Source organism: Afipia sp. Root123D2 (assembly GCF_001425835.1).
Classification (GTDB): Bacteria; Pseudomonadota; Alphaproteobacteria; order Rhizobiales; family Xanthobacteraceae; genus Afipia.
Map to the genome: position 1 here is coordinate 828,514 of NZ_LMDP01000002.1, position 19,123 is coordinate 847,636.

Consider the following 19,123-nt stretch of genomic DNA (forward strand, 5'->3'; position numbering starts at 1 on the left):
CTGCGGCGCAGCACCTTGGCTGCCCGGCCTGCGACGCAAAAGGCGCGGCCGCTTTGAAGCGACCGCGCCTTTGACAGACGAGAGCTCCTGACCTCAATCAGCAGCTCATTTCGATTCAGGTCCTCAGAACTGCAGCGCTTTGGCCTGCTTGACCTGCGGCAGCGCTGCGACCTGCGCCAGCACGTCGGCCGGTACCGGTCCGTCGACCTCGACTAGCGCGATGGCGTCGCCGCCCTGCTGGTGGCGGCCGAGGTTGAAGGTCGCGATGTTGACCTTGGCATCGCCCAGCAGGCTCGCGAACTTGCCGATGAAGCCCGGCTTGTCCTCGTTGGTGATGTAGATCATCGACTTGCCGAACTCGGCATCGACCCGGATGCCCTTGACCGCGACGAGGCGCGGCTTGCCGTCGGCATAGACCGTGCCCGACACCGAACGCGACTGCCGCTCAGTGGTGACGGTGATCGTGATCAGGCTCTCGTAGTCGCTCTGGGCGGCGCGGACCACTTCGTCCACCACCATGCCACGCTCCTTGGCGACGACCGGCGCGGAGACGACGTTAACGTCGCCCAGCATCGGCCGCAGCAGGCCGGACAGTGCTGCCGAGGTCAGCGCCTTGATCTTCATTTCGGCGACATGACCTTCGTAGGTAATCTCGACTTTGGAAATGCCGGTCTCGGTGAGCTGGCCGGCGAACGAGCCGAGCTTTTCGGCCAGTTCGATGAACGGCTTCAGCTTCGGCGCTTCCTCCGCGGTGATCGATGGGAAGTTGACTGCGTTGGAGATTGCGCCGGTCAGGAGATAGTCCGACATCTGCTCGGCGACCTGCAGCGCGACATTCTCCTGCGCCTCAGTGGTCGAGGCGCCGAGATGCGGGGTGCAGATCACGTTGGGATGGCCGAACAGCACGTTGGTCTTGGCCGGTTCCTCGACGAACACGTCGAACGCCGCACCCGCGACCTGCTTGGAATTGAGCGCATCGACCAGCGCCTGCTCGTCGACGAGACCGCCACGGGCGCAATTGATGATGCGCACGCCCTTCTTCATCTTCTTGAGCGAGTTGGCGTCGATGATGTTCTTGGTCTTCTCGGTCAGCGGCGTGTGCAACGTGATGAAGTCGGCGCGCTTGAACAGATCGTCGAGGTCGACCTTCTCGACGCCGATGTCCTTGGCGCGCTCCGGCGACAGGAACGGATCGAACGCGATCACCTTCATCTTCAGGCCGAGGGCGCGGTCGGCGACGATCGAGCCGATGTTGCCGCAGCCGATCACGCCGAGCACCTTGCCGGTGATCTCGACGCCCATGAAGCGGTTCTTTTCCCACTTGCCGGCCTGGGTCGAGGCGTCGGCCTGCGGGATTTCGCGGGCCAGCGCCAACATGAGCGTGATCGCGTGTTCGGCAGTGGTGATCGAATTGCCGAACGGCGTGTTCATCACAATGATGCCCTTGGCCGTCGCCGCCGGAATCTCGACGTTGTCGACGCCGATACCGGCGCGGCCGATCACCTTCAGCTTCTTGGCCTTGGCAAGGATCTTCGCGGTCGCCTTGGTCGCCGAGCGAATAGCGAGACCATCGTAGTTACCGATGATTTCCGCGAGCTTGTCCTTGTCCTTGCCGAGATCCGGCTGGAAATCGACCTCGATGCCGCGATCCTTGAAAATCTGCACCGCGGCGGGGGACAGCGCGTCGGAAATGAGAACTTTAGGCTTGGCCATGGATAACTCCAGTCAGGAACGATGAATGAGATCAGTTGTGGCGCGTGTCGATGACCTCGTAGTGCTGCGAGGCCGCGTCGAAACGCGAAAGCACGGCGCGCGCCTTCGGCGGCACGACACCTTCTTCGTAGTTCGGTCCTGCGAACGCGATCACGGCGTCGAGTGAATCGAACAGCATCACGGTGATGAATTCGACTTCGTCGCCGGCGTTACGCCGCAGAAGGTCGATGGTGCAAAAGCCCGCGATCTTGCGCGCGAGGATGCCCGGAAAGATTTCCGTCCGCAGCAGACGCTCGTAAGCATCCGCGTTCGCGGGCGTGGTCCAGCCGTGCCAGATACGGGAGATCATGAGAGCCTCCGAAGCCAGTCGCCGTGAGCCCTCCCCCACAAGGGAGAGGGTCAAGCATCACGCCGCCTTGGCGAGCGAGGCCTTGGTCTCGGCGAAGGCCCAGTCGAGCCAGTGCGTGAGCGCCTCGACGTCCTTCGCCTCGACGGTCGCGCCGCACCAGATACGAAGGCCCGGAGGCGCATCGCGGTAAGCGCCGAGGTCGTAACCCGCGCTTTCCTTCTCGACCGCCGCGACCAGCTTCTTGGCGAAGTCCGCCTGCGCCTCGGCCGGAAGCGCGGTGATCGCCGGATCGACGACCTTCATGCACACCGACGTGTTCGAGCGGATCGCCGTATCCCTGGCGAGGAAATCGACCCACGGCGTTTTCGCCTGCCAGTCGGCCAGCACCTTGGTGTTGGCATCGGCCCGCGCGATCAGCCCCTTGAGGCCGCCGGCGGATTTCGCCCAGTTCAGCGCATCGAGATAATCCTCGACGCAGAGCATCGACGGCGTGTTGATGGTTTCGCCGACGAAAATACCCTCGATCAGCTTGCCGCCCTTGGTCATGCGGAAGATCTTCGGCATCGGCCACGGCGGAGTGTAGCCCTCAAGACGGGCCACGGCGCGCGGCGACAGGATCAGCATGCCGTGCGCAGCCTCGCCGCCCAGCGCCTTCTGCCAGGAGAAGGTGACGACATCGAGCTTGGCCCAGTCGAGCTTCTGAGCGAACGCCGCCGAGGTGGCGTCGCAGATGGTCAGGCCTTCGCGATCGGCGGCGATCCAGTCGGCGTTCGGCACGCGGACGCCGGAAGTGGTGCCGTTCCAAGTGAAGACGATGTCGGAATTCTTGTCGACCTTCGACAGGTCCGGCAGCTCACCGTAACCGGCATTCAGCTTGACCACGTCCTTCAGCTTGAGCTGCTTCACAATGTCGGTGACCCAGCCATCGCCGAACGATTCCCACGCGATGGTGGTGACCGGGCGCGGCCCGAGCAGCGACCACAGCGCCATTTCGACGGCGCCGGTATCGGAAGCAGGCACAATGCCGATGCGGTAATCGGCCGGCACCTCGAGCACTTCGCGGGTCAGATCGATCGCGAGCTTGAGCTTGGCCTTGCCGACCTTCGCGCGATGCGAGCGGCCGAGGGCTGCGTCCTTGAGATTTTGGGGGTTCCAGCCGGGGCGCTTGGCGCATGGGCCGGAAGAGAAATGCGGCACGTTGGGCCGCGAAGCGGGCTTCGCTGCAGTCATTATCTATCCTTCCAGATAGCTAGCCTCCCGTTGGGGGGAGGTGTCCCGCCGCCGTCAATATGGGAGCTTCCGGATTTCGTCAAGGAACTTCCCACACCCGCCATCACAAAGCTGGGATGCACCCTGCGCGGTCGCTGTGCCCCGGATGCCGCGAGCATCTCCTCTCGATGTCGTCACCGGGCATAGCCGTTCGAAGAACGACGTCGCTTCCGCTCACCCATGTCCCGGTGAACTCGATAAGGTGGCATAGCGCGTCCCAAGCGGGATGGCCGGAACAAGTCCGGCCATGACATCGATGACTTTGAGACGTCACGCGCTGCTCGAAAAATCCCCATAGACGGGAGGAGCGAAAAAATTCACACCGCCGGCGGCACCCCCAGCGCCCGCTCCGCGTCGCCGACCCAGCGCCGGACTGACGCGTAACCGTCGATATGGAAACTGCCTTCATGCGCGACGCGGGTGTAGGCCAGCAGGGAAACGTCCGCGAGGGTCAGTTCATCGCCGACCAGAAACCGCGTCTGGTGAAGCTGGTGCTCCATCCGCGCCAGCGCGAAATAGCCGCGCTTGACCTTCTCCGGATCGAGATCGCCCTGCGATTTTCCGAGATAGACCATCTGCATCCGGCACACCGCGATATAGGGCTCGTGGCTGTACTGCTCCCAGAATAGCCACTCATCCATTTTCGCGGCGAGATAGTCGTCGTCCGGGATCAATGCGCTGCCGCGCGCGAGATAACGGATGATCGCGTTGGACTGCGCCAGCGTGCGGCCGTCGTCGAGCACGACCACCGGCACCTGCCCGGCACTGTTGAGTTTCAGAAATTCAGGCGTGCGGCTTCCGCCCGCCATCGTGTCCACATCGATCCATGTGCTGGGCAGCGCCAGCGCATCGCACACCCACTTTACCTTCTGGCAATTGCCGGAGTTCCTGTCGCCATAGATCTTCATGACCTGCGCCTCCTGACGAGGTACCAGCCCAACAGGCAAAACGGCCGCTGTCAACGACAGCGGCCGCAATAATGAGTTGCCGGAGGGTATGTCAGAACTTGTAGCCGAGACCGCCGCGCACGGTGTTGACGCTGGTGTCGATCGCGCCGGTGAAACGGACGTATTCGTACTCCGCACGGGCGAACAGTCCGCCGACCAGCATCATGTCGACGCCGACGCCGGCCGAGTAGCCATAGAGCAAATGGTTGCCTTCGGTTTGACTTGCGGACAACGTGACAGGGGTTGCGGCGTTCGCCAGCGCTGGCGTTCCCCCCCATTGATCGCTGACCGTGACACTGCGAACGATGTTCGCATTGGCGAGCGCGAAGCCGCCAAACATGTAGGGCAGGAAATTCCCGTACGCGTAGCCGGCGCGGGCGCGGAAGGTCCCCATGTCAGTAATGTCCATCGACCCCGTCGAGGATGCCGTCACCGCGTGAAAATTGCCGTCACTCAGCGCGGTGCCGGAGATGCGCGATGCGCTCGCGGTCGACGCTCCCGAGAAACTGCCGTGCAGGTAGCTCACCTCGACGCCGAGAACGACGTCTTCCCATTGCGCATTGTAACCGGCGAACGCGCCGAACGCCGAGTTACGCTGCGACGTCTTGCCGAGAAACAGCGGCCACTGCGACACGCCCATCTGATTTTCGATGACGGTGTTCGACAGCAGCGTCGCCGTCATCGCACTGTTCGATCCGGTGAAATTCATGTCGGCTGAGCCGTAGCCCGCCTGGCCGCCGACGTAATAGCCCTGCCAGTAGGCCGTGCTCCGGCTCAGGCCGTCGCTCAAGCCTCCGCGCAGGATCGGAAGGTCGGTGAGATCGGGCAAGTCGGCAGCCTGCGCCCCTTGCACCAGACCGGTCATCGCCACCGCAAGTATCAACCGACGCATCACACCACTCCGTCATCAACGCTTAACTGTGTTTGATGATGCGCTGTTAACCTTAACCAATCGTTCTCACAGCGCGCCCGGCGCAAAAGAAAACGGCGCGGAGATGATCCGCACCGTGAAAGTTCCCGGAGAATAGCTGTGCTCGCGATGCGCCGTTCAGCCCTTGGTGACCAGCGGCGGCGGAGGTGGAAGATAAGCCGGTTCCGGATCGATCGCCCAGCGCACGCCGAGTTTCAGATCGTGCGAGGTGATGTGATCGAACTTCATCGGATTGTTGAGGAGGTTGCCGCCACGGTAATCGACGAGATCGCCGCTCACCGCATCGCCGAGATCGACATAGCGATACGCCAGTTCCATCGTCAGGTTCGGGGAAACCCTGTAGGCCAGGCCGGCATGCACCGCCCAGGCGAAATTCCATTTCGATGCGCCGGCGGCATAGGCAGAGCTTGGCACGCCGAGCGACAGGCCGTTGTCCGTGAAGCTCGAGATCGTATTCCGCGATCCACCAACACCGACGCCGACGAACGGCGTGATGCACCACCATGTGCCGAGATCGGCATAGGCGTTGGCGAGGAACAACCATTCCGATTTGCTGCCGCCGTAGTTGTCGATGCCGGTCTGCACGCCATTCGTGAAGACGAGGTCCGATCCGTGGAAATTGGCGTTGCCGCGATATTCACCGGTGACGTCGGCGCGGAACCAGCTGTTGAACTGATAGCCGGCACCGATGCCGTAAATGCCGGCGGTGTCGAAGCCGAGTCCCTGATGCTGAACTGTCGTGCCGGGTGTGTAGTACAGCGCGTTGTCGAGACCCTTCACCTTCTGATTGCTGAAGCCGATATCACCGCGCAGATACCAGCCACCGAAATCCTGAACCGGAGGCGGCACGTACATCGGCGGCGGTGCGATCGGAAGATCAGCGGCCATTGCCGCGCTTGACATCAGCGCCACGGCGCCAGCGGTCATCAGAAATCGGGAGTTACGCATAAGTCCGGTCCTTTCGCCGGTGAAGCACACAAACGCCTCACACTCAAAAACTCTTGGCCGGACCATCGCACCAAAAGTTTAAGCGCCACTTAACCCTAATTCTTAACCGCGATTTTTAATCTGCCCTAAGCGACGCAGTTAAGTTTTCGCTAACGCACACGCCACAACGGTTAATGATGTGTTGATGAAAGAGAGCGCGTGAAAGCGCAGCATTGTGCAGGTGCATCACGGGGCATAGCCGTTCGAAGAACGGCGTCGCTTTGCTCGCCTATGTCCCGGTGATCGCGATCAGGTGAGCACCGTGCCTGCCCAGGCGAAATGGCCGGGACAGGCCCGGCCATGACACCGCGAACTTACGAGCGCTTCTTCTTGATGTTCGGCAGGAACACCGCGAGCAGGCCGATCGCCGGCAGCAAGGCGCAGACCTGATAGACGAAGTCGATACCCTTGAAATCGGCGAGCGCACCGAGCACTGCGGCGCCGATGCCGCCGATACCGAAGGTGAAGCCGAAGAACACGCCCGAGATCATGCCGATGCGATGCGGCATCAGTTCCTGCGCGTAGACCACGATCGCCGGGAATGCCGACGAGATGATGAAGCCGATGAAGATGCTAAGCACCGCGCTCCAGAACAGGTCCGCATGCGGCAGCATCAGCGTGAACGGCAGCGCGCCGAGGATCGAGAACCAGATGACGTATTTGCGGCCGAAGCGATCGCCCAGCGGCCCGCCGAAGAATACGCCCGCGGCGTTGGCACCGAGGAAGATGAACAGATAGAGCTGCGCGGCCTGGGTCGACAGGCTGAACTTGTGAATGAGATAGAGCGTGTAGTAGCTACCGATGCTCGCCATGTAGATCGCCTTGGAGAACACCAGAACCACAAGGACCACCAGCGCGACCTGGGTCACGCGGCTCGACAATGCATCCCCATGCGCGACCGGCTTCGCCGACTTGCGCGGGACGATGCGCGGCTTGTACCAGCGCCCGACCTGAAACAGGATGAAGATCGCGAGTGCCGCAACAAGCGAGAACGCGGCGATGCTGCCCTGTCCGAACGGCACCACGATCAGCGCCGCCAGCACCGGGCCGATAGCGGTGCCGAAATTGCCGCCGACCTGAAACAGCGATTGCGCGAATCCGAACCGGCCGCCGGAGGCAAGGCGCGCGATGCGCGACGACTCGGGATGGAAGATCGCCGAGCCGGTGCCAACCAGCGCCGCAGCCACCAGGATCACCCAGTAATGATGCGCGACGCTGAGCAGGATCAGTCCGCAGAAGGTGAAGCTCATGCCGATGGCGAGCGAGAACGGCTTCGGATAGCGGTCGGTATAGATACCCACGATCGGCTGCAGCAGCGACGACGTGAACATGAACGCCAGCGTGATCAAGCCGATCTGGGTGAAGTCGAGCGCGTAGTTATCCTTGAGGATCGGATAGACCGACGGAATCAGCGACTGCATCAGGTCGTTGAGGAGATGCGAGAAGCTGATGCCGGCGAGCACCGTCATGGCCGGTCCGGCTGGCGATGACGCCTGCGCAGCCTCGACGATCACGGGCGCAACGAGGGTTTCTTCGGTAACGACGACGGGCTTGTTCACGGATCGATCCGGCAAATGAATTGGGTCAGGGCAATCGGCCGCGGCGACGGAACCACGCTGCCGCTGCCCTCACCTAAGGCCTTGCGACGCGCGGTGCCAGCCGGTTTTCACCATGGCTGCAATGCATAAGAGATTTTCGCCGGCGCGAAAATATCAAGCGGCTGCGGTGAAACTCAGGGCCGAGACGATCAGGTCCACGGCCTCTTCGACCACGTTGCGGTCGTCGCCCTCGCCCATCACCCGGATCACCGGCTCGGTGCCGCTGGAACGGACCAGCAGCCGGCCGCTGCCATTGAGCCGTTTCTCGGCGGCGGTGATCGCCGATTTGACCTCGGGATTGTCGAGCGGCTTGCCCGTGCGATAGCGCACGTTCTTCAGGATCTGCGGCAGCGGCTCGAAGCGATGGCAGACTTCCGACACCGGGCGGCCGAGCTTCTGCACCATCGAGAGCACCTGCAGCGCGGACACGAAGCCGTCACCGGTGGTGGTGAAATCGGACATGATGATATGGCCGGACGGCTCGCCGCCCAGATTGTAGCCAAGCTTCAGCATCTGCTCGAGCACGTAGCGATCGCCGACCGGCGTACGCACCAGCTCGATGCCTTCGCCGGCGAGGAAGCGCTCAAGGCCGAGATTGGACATCACGGTCGCCACGATGCCGGGCTTGGCCAGCCGGCCGTCTTCCTTCCAGCTCTGCGCGATCACCGCCAGCAACTGGTCGCCATCGACCAGATGGCCGCGTTCGTCGATCACCAGCACGCGGTCGGCATCACCGTCGAGCGCGATGCCGACATCGGCGCGCATTTCACGCACCTTGCGGCTCAAGGCCTCTGGCGACGTCGATCCGCAATCCTTGTTGATGTTGAAACCGTCCGGATCAACGCCGATGGCGATGACGTCGGCGCCCAGCTCCCAAAGCGCTTCGGGCACCACCTTGTAGGCCGCGCCGTTGGCGCAATCGACCACCACGCGCAGGCCCTCCAGGCTGAGGTCGCGCGGCAGCGTACGTTTTGCGAATTCGATGTAGCGGTCATGGACGCCGTCGATGCGGCGGGCGCGGCCCAGACTCGCACTCTCGGCCAGACGCTTGTCGAGGTTCTCGTCCATCAGCTGTTCGATCTGCTTCTCGACCTCGTCGGACAGCTTGAAGCCGCGCGGGCCGAACAGCTTGATGCCGTTGTCGTCGAACAGGTTATGCGAGGCGGAAATCATCACGCCGAGATCGGCGCGCATCGACTTGGTGAGCATCGCCACCGCCGGCGTCGGTATCGGGCCGAGCTGCAGCACATCCATGCCCACCGAAGTGAAGCCGGCGATCATAGCGGTCTCGATCATGTAGCCGGACAGTCGCGTGTCCTTGCCGATGACGACGCGATGGCGATGTTCGCCGCGTTGAAACACCAGACCGGCCGCCTGGCCAACCTTCAAGGCAAGCTCCGGCGTAATCAGGCCGTTGGCCCGGCCGCGAATGCCATCGGTCCCAAAATATTTGCGCGCCATGAATAAATATCCCCTGCGCCGCCCGAGCGCTGGACATCAGCTCGGCGGGGCATCCCTCACTATATTCTGGCCAGACTTATAAAGCCCCTGCCGCCGTCGCGGCTTCAAAAAATATGATGAATCATTACTGCGGGCCGAGCGCCTGCGCGCGGGTTATCTATTTGAAATATCTTGTATTTTAAGCCTCTCGATTGAGATCCTTGTCCACAGGAGACCAAGACTACCTCTTTCGCTTGATGTCCTGATCGTACTTCGAGGGCGAAGGCTGGGTCACGCTCACCGGGTCCGAACCAGGAAACGACTCCTCCAGACCTTGCTCCAGAGCGTCGTCGAGCTTTTCCTTCCGGGTTTTGTCGCCCTTGTCCTTGGCGGGGTCCTGCGTGGTCTTGTCGCTTTTGGCATTGGTATCGGGGGCTGTCATGTCGCGCTCCGGTTATGGCAGAAACCAACGCGCCACTGCCGCGGCTGTTCCGCCTCAAGAGACCGATGCCGCGCCCTCACTTGCCAGTCTTGTCGCCCTCTCCGGGGTCCGCCGGGCCGGGCTGGGTCACGCTGACCGGATCGGAAGCCGGAAAGGTGCCCTTGAGGCCTTCCTCAAGCTCCTGATCGAGCGCGCGCTTGTCGCTCTCGCGCTTTCTGGCAGCGTCCGCTTCAGACCCGTTGTGGCTCACGACGTCCTCCATCATGCGGCGCTGTTTGCACTTGCGCCAACCATGTTAGATGATCGCTGGAATCCGGAAAACAATAAGCGCCTCGAGGAAACCACGATGAAAGACATCACCTGCATCGAAGACCTGCGGCTGATCCACAAGCGCCGCGTGCCGAAGGCGTTCTTCGATTATGTCGATCGCGGGTCCTATGCCGAGGAAACGCTGCGCGCCAACCGCAGCGACATGGAGCGCCTCAAATTCCGCCAGCGCATCCTGGTCGATATCGCCAAACGCGAACTCGACACCACCATCCTTGGCGAGCAGGCCAGCATGCCGCTGATCCTCGCGCCGGTCGGCTCGACGGGAATGCAGTATGCCGACGGCGAAATCCATGCCTGCCGCGCCGCGCAGGCCGCCGGCATTCCCTACACGCTGTCGACCATGTCGATCTGCTCGATCGAGGACGTCGCCGCCCATGTCGAGAAGCCGTTCTGGTTCCAGCTTTACGTGATGAAAGACCGCGGCTTCGTGAAGGCGCTGATCGAGCGCGCCATCGCGGCGAAATGCAGTGCGCTGGTGTTGACGGTCGATCTGCAGGTGATCGGCCAGCGCCATGCCGACATCAAGAACGGCCTGACGGTGCCGCCGCAACTGCTCAAGCTGAAAAACATCATCGACTTCGCCACCAAGCCCGGCTGGGTCAGCGGGATGGCGCGCACCAAGCGGCGCAACTTCGGCAACATCGCAGGCCATCTGCCGGGCGCGCAGGATCTCGCCTCGGTGTCGGGCTGGGTCGCTTCACAATTCGATCCGTCGCTGAACTGGAAGGATATCGAATGGATCCGCAGCATCTGGCCGGGCAAGCTGGTCATCAAGGGCATCCTCGACGTCGCCGATGCGCGTGAGGCGGTGAAGACCGGCGCCGAGGCGCTGGTGGTGTCGAACCATGGCGGCCGCCAGCTCGACGGCGCGCCTTCGTCGATCTCAGTGCTGCCGGATATCGTCCAGGATGTCGGTTCGCAGATCGAAGTGCTGTTCGACGGCGGCATCCGCTCGGGACAGGACCTGATGCGCGCGCTCGCGCTCGGCGCCAAGTCCTGCATGATCGGCCGCGCCTACATCTACGGCCTCGGCGCCGGCGGCCAGGAAGGCGTCGCCACCGCGCTCGATGTCATCGGCAAGGAATTGAGCGTCACCATGGGCCTGTGCGGCGTCAACCGCATCGCAGACATCGACCGACGGGTGCTGACCGATTATCTGCAGACCAACGCGATCAGCAGTCCGCGGAGCTGAGGCGCCGTCTCAGGAGGAAGGCACCGTGCGCCCCTAACCGGGATCACCGGCACAAGGCCGGTGATGACAATCACATGCACAGCGCCCCTATGATGCCTCGGATGATCCGGCGCCGCCCTTACTCGCAGTTCCAGCGATAGGTATCGTCCCGCGCCAGCGTTGCGGTGCAGGCCTTTTGCTGCGGCTGATCGGCGCCTGCCGCCTTGAGGGTCACGGAGCCGGCAAGACGACGCGGCTCGCCGCCGCGGCGCATATCGACATCGACCACCGTATTGCCCTTGCGGGTGAAGTCGTCGCGGATCTCCTGCTTGATCTTGTCGATCATGGTCGGGTTGAACCCGCGCGCGCCCTGCCAGGTCGTGTAGCCCGCGTAAACCGTCGCCGCGAGAATCGCGATCACGACCAGCTTTCCGTTTCGATTCATCAATTTTGTCCCATGTAAGAACTCTATCCGTACGAAGCCGGACACGCAGACCGGTTGCCTGGATAGGGTTGTATCTCAATCGCGCGAATGGCGCAGCCTGTGTGAATTACTTCGCGAGATCGGCCTCGACCAGCGCGCGCAGGTCCGGCGTCACCTGCGGCCGCTTGCCGAACCACAGTTCGAAGCCGCGCACCGCCTGATGCAGCAACATGCCGAGACCGTCCGCGGTTTTCAGTCCCCGCGCTTTCGCCGCCTGAAGCAACGCGGTCTCGAGCGGCACATAGACCAGATCAGCAACCACGGCATCGCGGGGCAAACGCGCGAGGTCGATGGTGAGCGGCGGCTGGCCTTTCATGCCGAGTGACGTGGTATTCACCAGCAGGCCCGCGCGCGGCAACATCGTCCCGACCTCGTTCCAGTCGAGCACCGACACCTTGTCACCGAACTGCTTTGCCAGCGCTTGCGCACGTTCCGTGGTGCGGTTGGCAAGGTAAACGCGCGCGATGCCGCGCTCCAGTAGTCCGAAAATCACAGCGCGCGCAGAGCCGCCAGCACCGAGCACCAGCGCATCCTGCGCGCGATCCCAGCCCGGCGCCGAAGCATCGAGATTGCCGATAAAGCCTTCGACATCGGTGTTGGTCGAACACAGCCGGCCGTCGGCGAAATAGAGGGTGTTGGCGGCACCAACGGCGCGGGCGCGCGCATCGGGTGACGACAGCGCCAGCGCCTGCTCCTTGTGCGGAATGGTGACGTTGGCGCCACGATAGCCTTTCGCCGTCAGATGCGTGATGAAGTCCGCGAATGCAGACGGCTCCACCGCCTCGATGCGGTAATCGCCGTCGAGGCCGAGTGTCCGGAGCCAGTATTTATGGATGATCGGCGAGCGCGAATGCGCGGCCGGCCATCCAATCAGGCACGCGGCGGGACTTGCACTCATTGACGACAGCTCCACTGGATTCGACCGGCCCGCACGATCGCACCGGACAAGCGGTCAAATCACGCGGCGGCGGAGGCTGTCAATGCGGCCTTGCGCTTGATCTCGGCAACGGCGCTCGAAATATCGCTGCGATAGCGCACACGCGGCGGCCGCGCACCGTGAACCAGCAGTTCGCGCCGCACCTGCGGCGAGGCGCCGGTAAGAAAAACGCGAACGCCCTGACGCCGCGCTTTTTCGGCGACACGCGCGATGACGTTGGCGGCGGAGGAATCGAGCAGCGGCACCGCCGTGAAGTCGATCACCAGTCCCTTGTGGCCGCTCGGAATCCGGTCGAGCACCGCGCCGATCGTGGAAGCCGCGCCGAAGAAGAACGCGCCCGAGATGCGATAGACGATGACATCGGGATCGGTGGACAGCGCCGCATCGTAAGGAACGCGTTCGCCGTTGGAGGTATCGGCCTTGTCGTCCTCCGCCAGCGGCACGCGGCTTTCAATCGCGGTCGCTTCCGCCATGCGGTGAATGAACAGCATCGCGCCCAGCGCGAAGCCGACGACGATGCCTTCGGTGAGATCGCGAAACACGGTGAGCAGGAATGTCGCCAGCAGCACCGCGGCGTCGCCCCACGATGAGCGGATCAGGGTTGCGAACTCATGCTTTTCCGCCATGGTCCACGCGACCACCACCAGCACCGATGCCAGCGCGCACAACGGAACGTAACTCGCCAGCGGCGCGGCGATCAGGATGAACAGCAGCACGAATACCGAATGCATGATCCCTGAAACCGGGCTGCGCGCACCGGCCCGAATGTTGGTCGCGGTACGCGCGATCAGACCGGTCACACTGATGCCGCCGAACAGCGCCGACGCCATGTTGCCGACCCCCTGCGCCACCAGTTCGCAGTTCGAGCGATGGCGGCGTCCGGTCATGCCGTCGGCAACGACGGCCGACAAAAGCGACTCGATCGAGCCCAGCAACGCGAAGGCAATGGCGTCGGGCAACACCGCCTGCGCCTTCTGCCATGACAGCGTCGGCAGCGTCGGCAGCGGAATCGATTCAGGAATTCCGCCGAAACGCGAGCCGATTGTTTCAACCGGCAGATTCAGCATCGATGCGAGTACAGTCGCGATGAGGACGCCGATCAAAATGCCCGGCCAGCCCGGCCGCAGGCGACGCAGCACCGCGATAATCGCGATGGTCCCCACCGCCAGCACTATCGCCCACACGTTGACGGTGCCGATCGCAGTGCCAAGTGCTGCGAGCTTCGGCAAGAACGCCGCCGGCTCGTGACCCGGCAGTGTCAGGCCGAACAGATCCTTGAGCTGGCTGGCAAAGATGATGACGGCGATGCCGGCGGTGAATCCCACCGTCACCGGATAAGGAATGAACTTGACGTAGGTGCCGAGCCGCAGGAAGCCGGCCACGATCAGAAACACGCCGGCCATCAGCGTGGCGAGAACGACGCCGTCGACGCCGTGATTTTGCACGGTCTGCGCGACCAGCACGATGAACGCGCCGGCCGGGCCGCCGACCTGAAAGCGGCTGCCGCCGAGCAGCGACACAAAAAAACCGCCGACAATGGCGGTGTAGAGCCCTCGATCGGGCGTGACGCCCGAGGCGATGGCGATCGCCATCGACAGGGGCAACGCGACGATTGCAACCGTGAGCCCCGCCACAACATCGGCGCGGAAATCGTCGAGGCCGTATCCCTCGCGAAGGACGGTGAGAAGTTTGGGCGTGAACAGTTCGGCGAATGTCGGCGCAGTGGAAGAAGGTGCTGAGTGGTTCGTCATATCCATCGCCGATGTCCGATAGACCGTGAAGCTAGGCTGGCGGATTCTTCAGACGTACGCCGCGACCGCCTGTTTCGCTGCGTGCATTGTCGCCGATCAATTCGACGCCGGCCCGGTCCAGCGCCTCGACGACACGCGTGAGGGATTCGACGACGCCACGCACCACGCCGCCGCTAGCTTCCATCCGCTGGATGGTCGGCAGCGAAACACCGGCGAGTTCGGCGAGCGCCTTCTGATCGATTCCGAGAAGTGCGCGCGCAGCGCGCATTTGTACTGAGGTGATCAATGGCTGCTATCCACTATGAGACGTTATATCTCAAGTGTAGCATATCTTCAATGATGTATAAAACATCAATTTATGCACCCGAACCCGCCTTCGGGGCGGGTCCGGTCGCAGGTACGATCAGGCCGCGACGCGATGCGCGGCGACGATCTGGTCGGCGGCGCGGCCGGTCACCTCGGCCATGCGGTCGAACTGCCGGGTGAAGCCGCCGGCGCCCGCGGTCGCCGAGCGCAGTTCGACTATCAGGTCGCCGATCTCCGCCTCGGGCATCATCGCGCGCACCCTGTCCCAGCCGGACCAATCCTCGCGGCTGTCGAACCCGAGAATCTGCGCGCGGCGTCCCGACAGGATGGCGTTGATCTTCGCCGTCGCCTCCGACGGACAGACAATCTCGACCAGATTGATCGGCTCGAGCAGCACCGGCTGGCATTTCGGCAGCGCCTCGCTGACGCCGATCCGCGCCGCGGTGCGGAACGCCTGATCGGAGGAATCGACACTGTGATAGGAGCCGTCGGTCATCGTTACTTCGACGTCGATCGTGGGGAAGCCGAGCGGCCCGCGCGTCAGCCCGTCGCGAACGCCTTCCTCCACTGCGCCGATGTAATTCTTGGGCACCGCGCCACCGACGATCTTTTCGCGGAACACGATGCCGCTGCCGCGCGGCAACGGCTTCACTTCCAGCACCACATCGCCGAACTGGCCGTGACCGCCGGATTGCTTCTTGTGGCGGCCGCGTTCGGTGGCGGATTTGCGGATCGTCTCCTGATAGCCGATCGCCGGCGGATGCTGTTTCACCGTAACGCCGAAGCGATCTTTCAACCGCTCCAGCGCGACGCGCAGATGCATCTCGCCCTGCCCCCACAACACGATGTCGTGGGTGCGCGGATTGTGGACGATGACATAGGACGGATCTTCCTCGCTCAGCCGCGCCAGCGCCTGACCGAGTTTCACATCGTCCTTGCGATCAGGGGCGGACAGCGCGGTGGCCAGCACCGGCCGCGCAGCCGCGACGCTGACAAGCGCGGCCGGCGCGGTCTTGCCGCCGCCCAGCGTCTCGCCGGTCTTCACCGCATCGAGCTTGCCGAAACTCACAGTGTCGCCGGCCTCGGCCGACGGGCGCTTGGTGTCGTGACCGCCGTTGACCGACAGGATGCCGGAAATGCGGCCGCTATCGCCGCCCGACGCCTGCACTGTGTCGCCATCGTTAAACTGGCCGGACAGAACCCGCGCCAGCGACAGCTTGCCGCCGTGCTGGAGATGAGTCGACTTCATCACGTAAGCGAGCGGCGCGTTGTCGCCCGGCACACCGAGCCGCGCCGCCGTCGCCACGACATCCGGCGCTTCGTGCCGCAGCGCCTTCATCAGCCGCAGCACGCCGTTCTCGCGCGCCGCCGATCCCATCAGCACGGGACAAATCTGGCCATCGCGCAATTCGGCAGAGAGATCGTCGAACACCGCATCGCGCGGCGGTGGAATGTCCTCAAGCAATTGCTCCATCAGCCGGTCGTCGTGATCAGCGAGTTTTTCCAGCATTGAGAACCGCGCTTCTTTTTCGCGGTCGAGATCACCGCCATTGAGGTCGATCACCTCGGACGGCATGTGCTCGCGATAGACAAAGGCACGCTCCAGCGCGAGATCGACGAAGCCGGCGACGATGCCGTCCTTCCAGATCGGAATCTGGCGCAGCACCAGCGGCGTGCGCGACGCCTGCTGCAGCACCTGCAGCGTCTCGCGCACACGCTGGCTCGCCTTGTCGATCTTGTTGAGAAACAGGAAGCGGGGAATTTTCAGGTCTTCCAGTTCGCGCATGATGAGTTGCAACAGCGGCAGCTTGCGCTCGTCCGCCTCACACACGACGACCGCGGCATCGACCGCGGGCAGCACCGCGCGCATGTCATGCACGAACTCGACCGAGCCTGGACAGTCGATAAACGTGTAGGTGTCGCCCATGAAAGTCGTCGAGGCCGCAGTCAGCGCCACGCTCATGCGATGGCTGCGCGCTTCTGCGGACGTATCGCCCACGGTTGTGCCTGCTTCGACTGTACCTGGTTTTGGAATTGCCCCGGTGCGGGACAGGATGGCTTCGAGGAGTGTGGTTTTGCCACTTTGGAAAGGGCCCACCAGTGCAATGCACCGGGGACCGCGGGGACTTCTGACGCTCTGTCCCATTGCCGTCTCCTTGTCTGGAGCTCGGCCCGTGATCGGGTCGGCAGCCCTGATCGTCTCAGGGGATGCCGAGATTGGCAAGCGGGAAACTTGCGGCTGTGCAACAGAGCGCCGCGAGTTCCACCCTAGTGCCGATCAAGAATATTTGCGCGGACGACGCATTAAAATGCGAGAGGCACTCGCGTTTTTTTTCGCAGCGCCTCAACGTCCGAAAAGCGCGCGGTGATCTTCCATAAATTCCGGCAGCGATCTGGCCTTGCGGCCGAGCAGCATCGGAAGATCGGGCGAAACCGTATTGTCGGACGCCGCATAGGCGGACGCGATGTGAGCGAGGTCAAACGCGCGCCAGGCCGGAGCGCCCGCAGCAAGCAGCCGGGCTTCATAGTCGCGCGGCACGACCGCCTCGTAGGTCACGTCGCGGCCGGCGACGGATGCCATCGCAGCCGCGACATCATCGTAGCCATAGGCAGCGGGTCCGGTGAGCCTGTAGCTCTTGCCGGCGTGCACCGCCGGATCGCGCAGGACTGACGCGGCCGCCGCACCGACATCACGGGTGTCGACGAGAGGAAATCCGCCGTGTCCCATCGGCGCCGACAGCAATCCGTTGTGCCGGACGGCATCGGCCGCGCGCAGCAAATTTTGCAGATAGAGATGCGGTTTGAGCAGCGTCCATTCCGCCGGTCCTTGAAGAACGTCTTCATCGACCTCGTGATGCTCGCGCATCAGCGCCACCTGGGATGTCGCGGACGCGCCGATCGCCGACAGCTTGACGATGTGGCGCACACCCACGCGGCGCGCATGAGCGAGAACGCGCCGGTGCTGCTCCACGGCGTTCGGACTATCCCGGCCTGCCAGCAGCATCGTCTCCACGCCATCGAACGCACGCGCAAGCGAGGCGTCATCCTCGAAACTGCCCTGCGCCACCTCGACACCCACAGGCATATCGGCGCGTACCGGATCGCGCACCAGCGCGCGCACCGGCGCACCGGCAGCGATCAGCCCGTTGATCGCCTCACGGCCGACTTGTCCCGTTGCGGCCGTGATCAGGATCATCGCAGTCGCTTAGCGGCCGGGACGCAATTCAAGGCTCTGCACTCCGCCGGCGGCGCTGAGGCCGGTCTGGCCCTGCACGCTGAGCGGCTGCAGTGCGAACGAATTGGCCGAACCGCCAACCATCGCATTGGCGCCGAGGCCGACGCCGATCGACGCGCTGGCATTGACGCCGGCATAGTTGCCGGAGAGATCGCCACGGCCGATCTCGTTGGTCGGCGCCAACACCGCCCACGACAGCACCGTCTCATTGGTGATGCCGATATCCAGCCCGAGCTTGGTGATGGTCGCGACGTACAGATCGTCCGGCCGCCCCTGGGCCCGGAAGACGCAACCCAGATTGGTGACCGAGCCGACGATCATGCCGACATTCGGACCACCACGGCATTCGAGCGTGCCGGCCTGCACGCGCCCTTGCTGCGCACTGGCGGTCACGAGAGAAGAGGCAAACGCGGCGGCGGCGACACACAGGACGGCGGAAAAGCGACGCATGGAAATCTCCAGGTGATGAACATACGGACACGGCGCGATCCTGCGCCCAAAAATACAGTCCGTCATTTATTCACAGCACCGGCGATTGTTCAACGACCGGTGCTCGTCAGCCTTTCCCAAAAATAAAGGCGGCGCGGAAAAACGGGCTCAAAACAAAAGAGGCCCGCTTGCGCGGGCCTCCCGATAACCGATCGCCAGCCGCTTAGCGGTGATGATGATGACGATGATGCTTCTTGTGGTGGCGATGATGGCGGGCCTTGCCGTGATGCACGATGCCGGCCGGACGGAGTTCAAGGCCGACGAGGCCGCCAGCTGCGTTGAGGCCGGTCTGGCCCTGCAGGCTCAGCGGCTGCAGCGCAATCGAGTTGTCCGAACCGCCGACCAGCAGGTTGCCGCCGCCGCCGATGCCGATCGAGGCGTTGCCGCCAACACCGCCATAGTTGCCGGACAGATCACCACGGCCGAGACGCCGGGTCGGCGCGTTCACCGCCCATGCGAGATCCATGCGCTCGGTGACACCGATATCGAGGCCGAAGCGGGTGACGGTCGCCACGTAAGGCTCCGGACGGCGGCCCTGGCTGGTGAACACGCACTCAAGCTGGGTCGTCGACGCTACAACCATGCCGACGTTCTGGCCGCCATGACACTCGAGAAGGCCGACCTGCGTCCGACCTTCTTGCGCATTCGCGGTCGCGAACGATGCAATGATAATGGCGGCAGTTGCGCCGAACAGGTGTGACAGTCGCATGAGGCGATCTCCAGCTTGGGTTTTTTACAGAAGGT

At 63.3% G+C, this 19,123-nt stretch carries 19 protein-coding genes; 1 reads left to right on the top strand and 18 read right to left on the bottom strand.

Annotated elements, in window-relative coordinates; genetic code table 11:
• Positions 1-123: 123 nt before the first annotated feature.
• From serA to ASC80_RS24175, 10 genes are all read right to left on the bottom strand, one after another.
• Positions 124-1,713 carry a phosphoglycerate dehydrogenase gene (serA, locus tag ASC80_RS13045; protein WP_056297656.1) on the bottom strand — a complete coding sequence of 530 codons (1,590 nt, stop codon included), beginning with the start codon at positions 1,711-1,713 and terminating at the stop codon, positions 124-126.
• A gap of 31 nt (positions 1,714-1,744) precedes the next feature.
• On the bottom strand, positions 1,745-2,062 hold the full coding sequence (locus tag ASC80_RS13050; RefSeq protein ID WP_056297659.1) for a hypothetical protein: 318 nt from the start codon (positions 2,060-2,062) through the stop codon (positions 1,745-1,747).
• A 57-nt stretch (positions 2,063-2,119) separates the two neighbouring features.
• Entirely contained in the window at positions 2,120-3,292 is a 1,173-nt protein-coding gene (locus tag ASC80_RS13055; protein ID WP_056297660.1) for a phosphoserine transaminase, read from the bottom strand.
• Positions 3,293-3,648: 356 nt separating this feature from the next.
• Positions 3,649-4,239 (bottom strand): glutathione S-transferase family protein, encoded by a 591-nt coding sequence (locus ASC80_RS13060; RefSeq protein WP_056298893.1) that lies wholly within the window; start codon positions 4,237-4,239, stop codon positions 3,649-3,651.
• Positions 4,240-4,330: 91 nt separating this feature from the next.
• Complete coding sequence (locus tag ASC80_RS13065) at positions 4,331-5,170, bottom strand: outer membrane protein (RefSeq protein WP_200941191.1); 840 nt, start codon at positions 5,168-5,170, stop codon at positions 4,331-4,333.
• 156 nt (positions 5,171-5,326) lie between these two features.
• Positions 5,327-6,157, bottom strand: coding sequence for an outer membrane protein (locus ASC80_RS13070; RefSeq protein WP_056297663.1), 831 nt, complete (start codon positions 6,155-6,157; stop codon positions 5,327-5,329).
• A 353-nt stretch (positions 6,158-6,510) separates the two neighbouring features.
• Positions 6,511-7,755: an MFS transporter gene (locus tag ASC80_RS13075; protein ID WP_056297665.1), complete on the bottom strand. Its 1,245-nt coding sequence runs from the start codon at positions 7,753-7,755 to the stop codon at positions 6,511-6,513.
• A gap of 153 nt (positions 7,756-7,908) precedes the next feature.
• Positions 7,909-9,255 carry a phosphoglucosamine mutase gene (gene glmM / locus ASC80_RS13080; protein ID WP_056297670.1) on the bottom strand — a complete coding sequence of 449 codons (1,347 nt, stop codon included), beginning with the start codon at positions 9,253-9,255 and terminating at the stop codon, positions 7,909-7,911.
• Between the two features lie 220 nt (positions 9,256-9,475).
• A complete protein-coding gene (locus ASC80_RS13085; protein ID WP_056297672.1) occupies positions 9,476-9,676 on the bottom strand; it encodes a hypothetical protein in 201 nt (66 codons plus the stop codon).
• 76 nt (positions 9,677-9,752) lie between these two features.
• The gene (locus ASC80_RS24175) at positions 9,753-9,926 is read right to left on the bottom strand and encodes a hypothetical protein (RefSeq protein WP_244487266.1); all 174 of its coding nucleotides are present in this window, start codon (positions 9,924-9,926) and stop codon (positions 9,753-9,755) included.
• A 96-nt stretch (positions 9,927-10,022) separates the two neighbouring features.
• On the opposite strand from ASC80_RS24175, the gene ASC80_RS13095 reads away from it, so the two are divergent.
• A complete protein-coding gene (locus ASC80_RS13095; protein WP_056298899.1) occupies positions 10,023-11,198 on the top strand; it encodes an alpha-hydroxy acid oxidase in 1,176 nt (391 codons plus the stop codon).
• Between the two features lie 118 nt (positions 11,199-11,316).
• Here ASC80_RS13095 and ASC80_RS13100 read toward each other — a convergent pair whose 3' ends face one another.
• The 8 genes from ASC80_RS13100 to ASC80_RS13135 all read right to left on the bottom strand — a co-directional run bounded on the left by ASC80_RS13100 (position 11,317) and on the right by ASC80_RS13135 (position 19,088).
• Positions 11,317-11,622: an RNA-binding protein gene (locus ASC80_RS13100; protein WP_056297677.1), complete on the bottom strand. Its 306-nt coding sequence runs from the start codon at positions 11,620-11,622 to the stop codon at positions 11,317-11,319.
• Positions 11,623-11,728: 106 nt separating this feature from the next.
• Positions 11,729-12,559, bottom strand: a complete 831-nt coding sequence (locus ASC80_RS13105) for a shikimate dehydrogenase (RefSeq protein ID WP_056297680.1) — start codon at positions 12,557-12,559, stop codon at positions 11,729-11,731.
• Positions 12,560-12,618: 59 nt separating this feature from the next.
• Positions 12,619-14,355, bottom strand: coding sequence for a SulP family inorganic anion transporter (locus tag ASC80_RS13110; protein ID WP_056297682.1), 1,737 nt, complete (start codon positions 14,353-14,355; stop codon positions 12,619-12,621).
• Between the two features lie 25 nt (positions 14,356-14,380).
• On the bottom strand, positions 14,381-14,635 hold the full coding sequence (locus ASC80_RS13115) for a helix-turn-helix domain-containing protein (protein WP_056297684.1): 255 nt from the start codon (positions 14,633-14,635) through the stop codon (positions 14,381-14,383).
• A gap of 117 nt (positions 14,636-14,752) precedes the next feature.
• Entirely contained in the window at positions 14,753-16,801 is a 2,049-nt protein-coding gene (locus ASC80_RS13120; protein WP_056297688.1) for an elongation factor G, read from the bottom strand.
• Positions 16,802-16,999: 198 nt separating this feature from the next.
• A complete protein-coding gene (locus ASC80_RS13125; protein WP_056297691.1) occupies positions 17,000-17,851 on the bottom strand; it encodes an NmrA family NAD(P)-binding protein in 852 nt (283 codons plus the stop codon).
• Positions 17,852-17,860: 9 nt separating this feature from the next.
• Complete coding sequence (locus ASC80_RS13130) at positions 17,861-18,340, bottom strand: DUF992 domain-containing protein (RefSeq protein WP_056297694.1); 480 nt, start codon at positions 18,338-18,340, stop codon at positions 17,861-17,863.
• A gap of 202 nt (positions 18,341-18,542) precedes the next feature.
• The gene (locus tag ASC80_RS13135) at positions 18,543-19,088 is read right to left on the bottom strand and encodes a DUF992 domain-containing protein (protein WP_056297697.1); all 546 of its coding nucleotides are present in this window, start codon (positions 19,086-19,088) and stop codon (positions 18,543-18,545) included.
• Positions 19,089-19,123 lie beyond the last annotated feature (35 nt).

What these genes read in the sequence shown, in the direction of transcription:
- ASC80_RS13130 (WP_056297694.1), bottom strand. Translation starts at nt 18,340, where the DNA reads ATGCGTCGCTTTTCCGCCGTCCTGTGTGTCGCCGCCGCCGCGTTTGCC.
- ASC80_RS13105 (WP_056297680.1), bottom strand. Translation starts at nt 12,559, where the DNA reads ATGAGTGCAAGTCCCGCCGCGTGCCTGATTGGATGGCCGGCCGCGCAT.
- ASC80_RS13085 (WP_056297672.1), bottom strand. Translation starts at nt 9,676, where the DNA reads ATGACAGCCCCCGATACCAATGCCAAAAGCGACAAGACCACGCAGGAC.
- glmM (WP_056297670.1), bottom strand. Translation starts at nt 9,255, where the DNA reads ATGGCGCGCAAATATTTTGGGACCGATGGCATTCGCGGCCGGGCCAAC.
- ASC80_RS13065 (WP_200941191.1), bottom strand. Translation starts at nt 5,170, where the DNA reads ATGCGTCGGTTGATACTTGCGGTGGCGATGACCGGTCTGGTGCAAGGG.
- ASC80_RS13120 (WP_056297688.1), bottom strand. Translation starts at nt 16,801, where the DNA reads ATGGGACAGAGCGTCAGAAGTCCCCGCGGTCCCCGGTGCATTGCACTG.
- ASC80_RS13135 (WP_056297697.1), bottom strand. Translation starts at nt 19,088, where the DNA reads ATGCGACTGTCACACCTGTTCGGCGCAACTGCCGCCATTATCATTGCA.
- ASC80_RS13095 (WP_056298899.1), top strand. Translation starts at nt 10,023, where the DNA reads ATGAAAGACATCACCTGCATCGAAGACCTGCGGCTGATCCACAAGCGC.
- ASC80_RS13060 (WP_056298893.1), bottom strand. Translation starts at nt 4,239, where the DNA reads ATGAAGATCTATGGCGACAGGAACTCCGGCAATTGCCAGAAGGTAAAG.
- serA (WP_056297656.1), bottom strand. Translation starts at nt 1,713, where the DNA reads ATGGCCAAGCCTAAAGTTCTCATTTCCGACGCGCTGTCCCCCGCCGCG.
- ASC80_RS13110 (WP_056297682.1), bottom strand. Translation starts at nt 14,355, where the DNA reads ATGGATATGACGAACCACTCAGCACCTTCTTCCACTGCGCCGACATTC.
- ASC80_RS13055 (WP_056297660.1), bottom strand. Translation starts at nt 3,292, where the DNA reads ATGACTGCAGCGAAGCCCGCTTCGCGGCCCAACGTGCCGCATTTCTCT.
- ASC80_RS13125 (WP_056297691.1), bottom strand. Translation starts at nt 17,851, where the DNA reads ATGATCCTGATCACGGCCGCAACGGGACAAGTCGGCCGTGAGGCGATC.
- ASC80_RS13070 (WP_056297663.1), bottom strand. Translation starts at nt 6,157, where the DNA reads ATGCGTAACTCCCGATTTCTGATGACCGCTGGCGCCGTGGCGCTGATG.
- ASC80_RS13100 (WP_056297677.1), bottom strand. Translation starts at nt 11,622, where the DNA reads ATGAATCGAAACGGAAAGCTGGTCGTGATCGCGATTCTCGCGGCGACG.
- ASC80_RS13050 (WP_056297659.1), bottom strand. Translation starts at nt 2,062, where the DNA reads ATGATCTCCCGTATCTGGCACGGCTGGACCACGCCCGCGAACGCGGAT.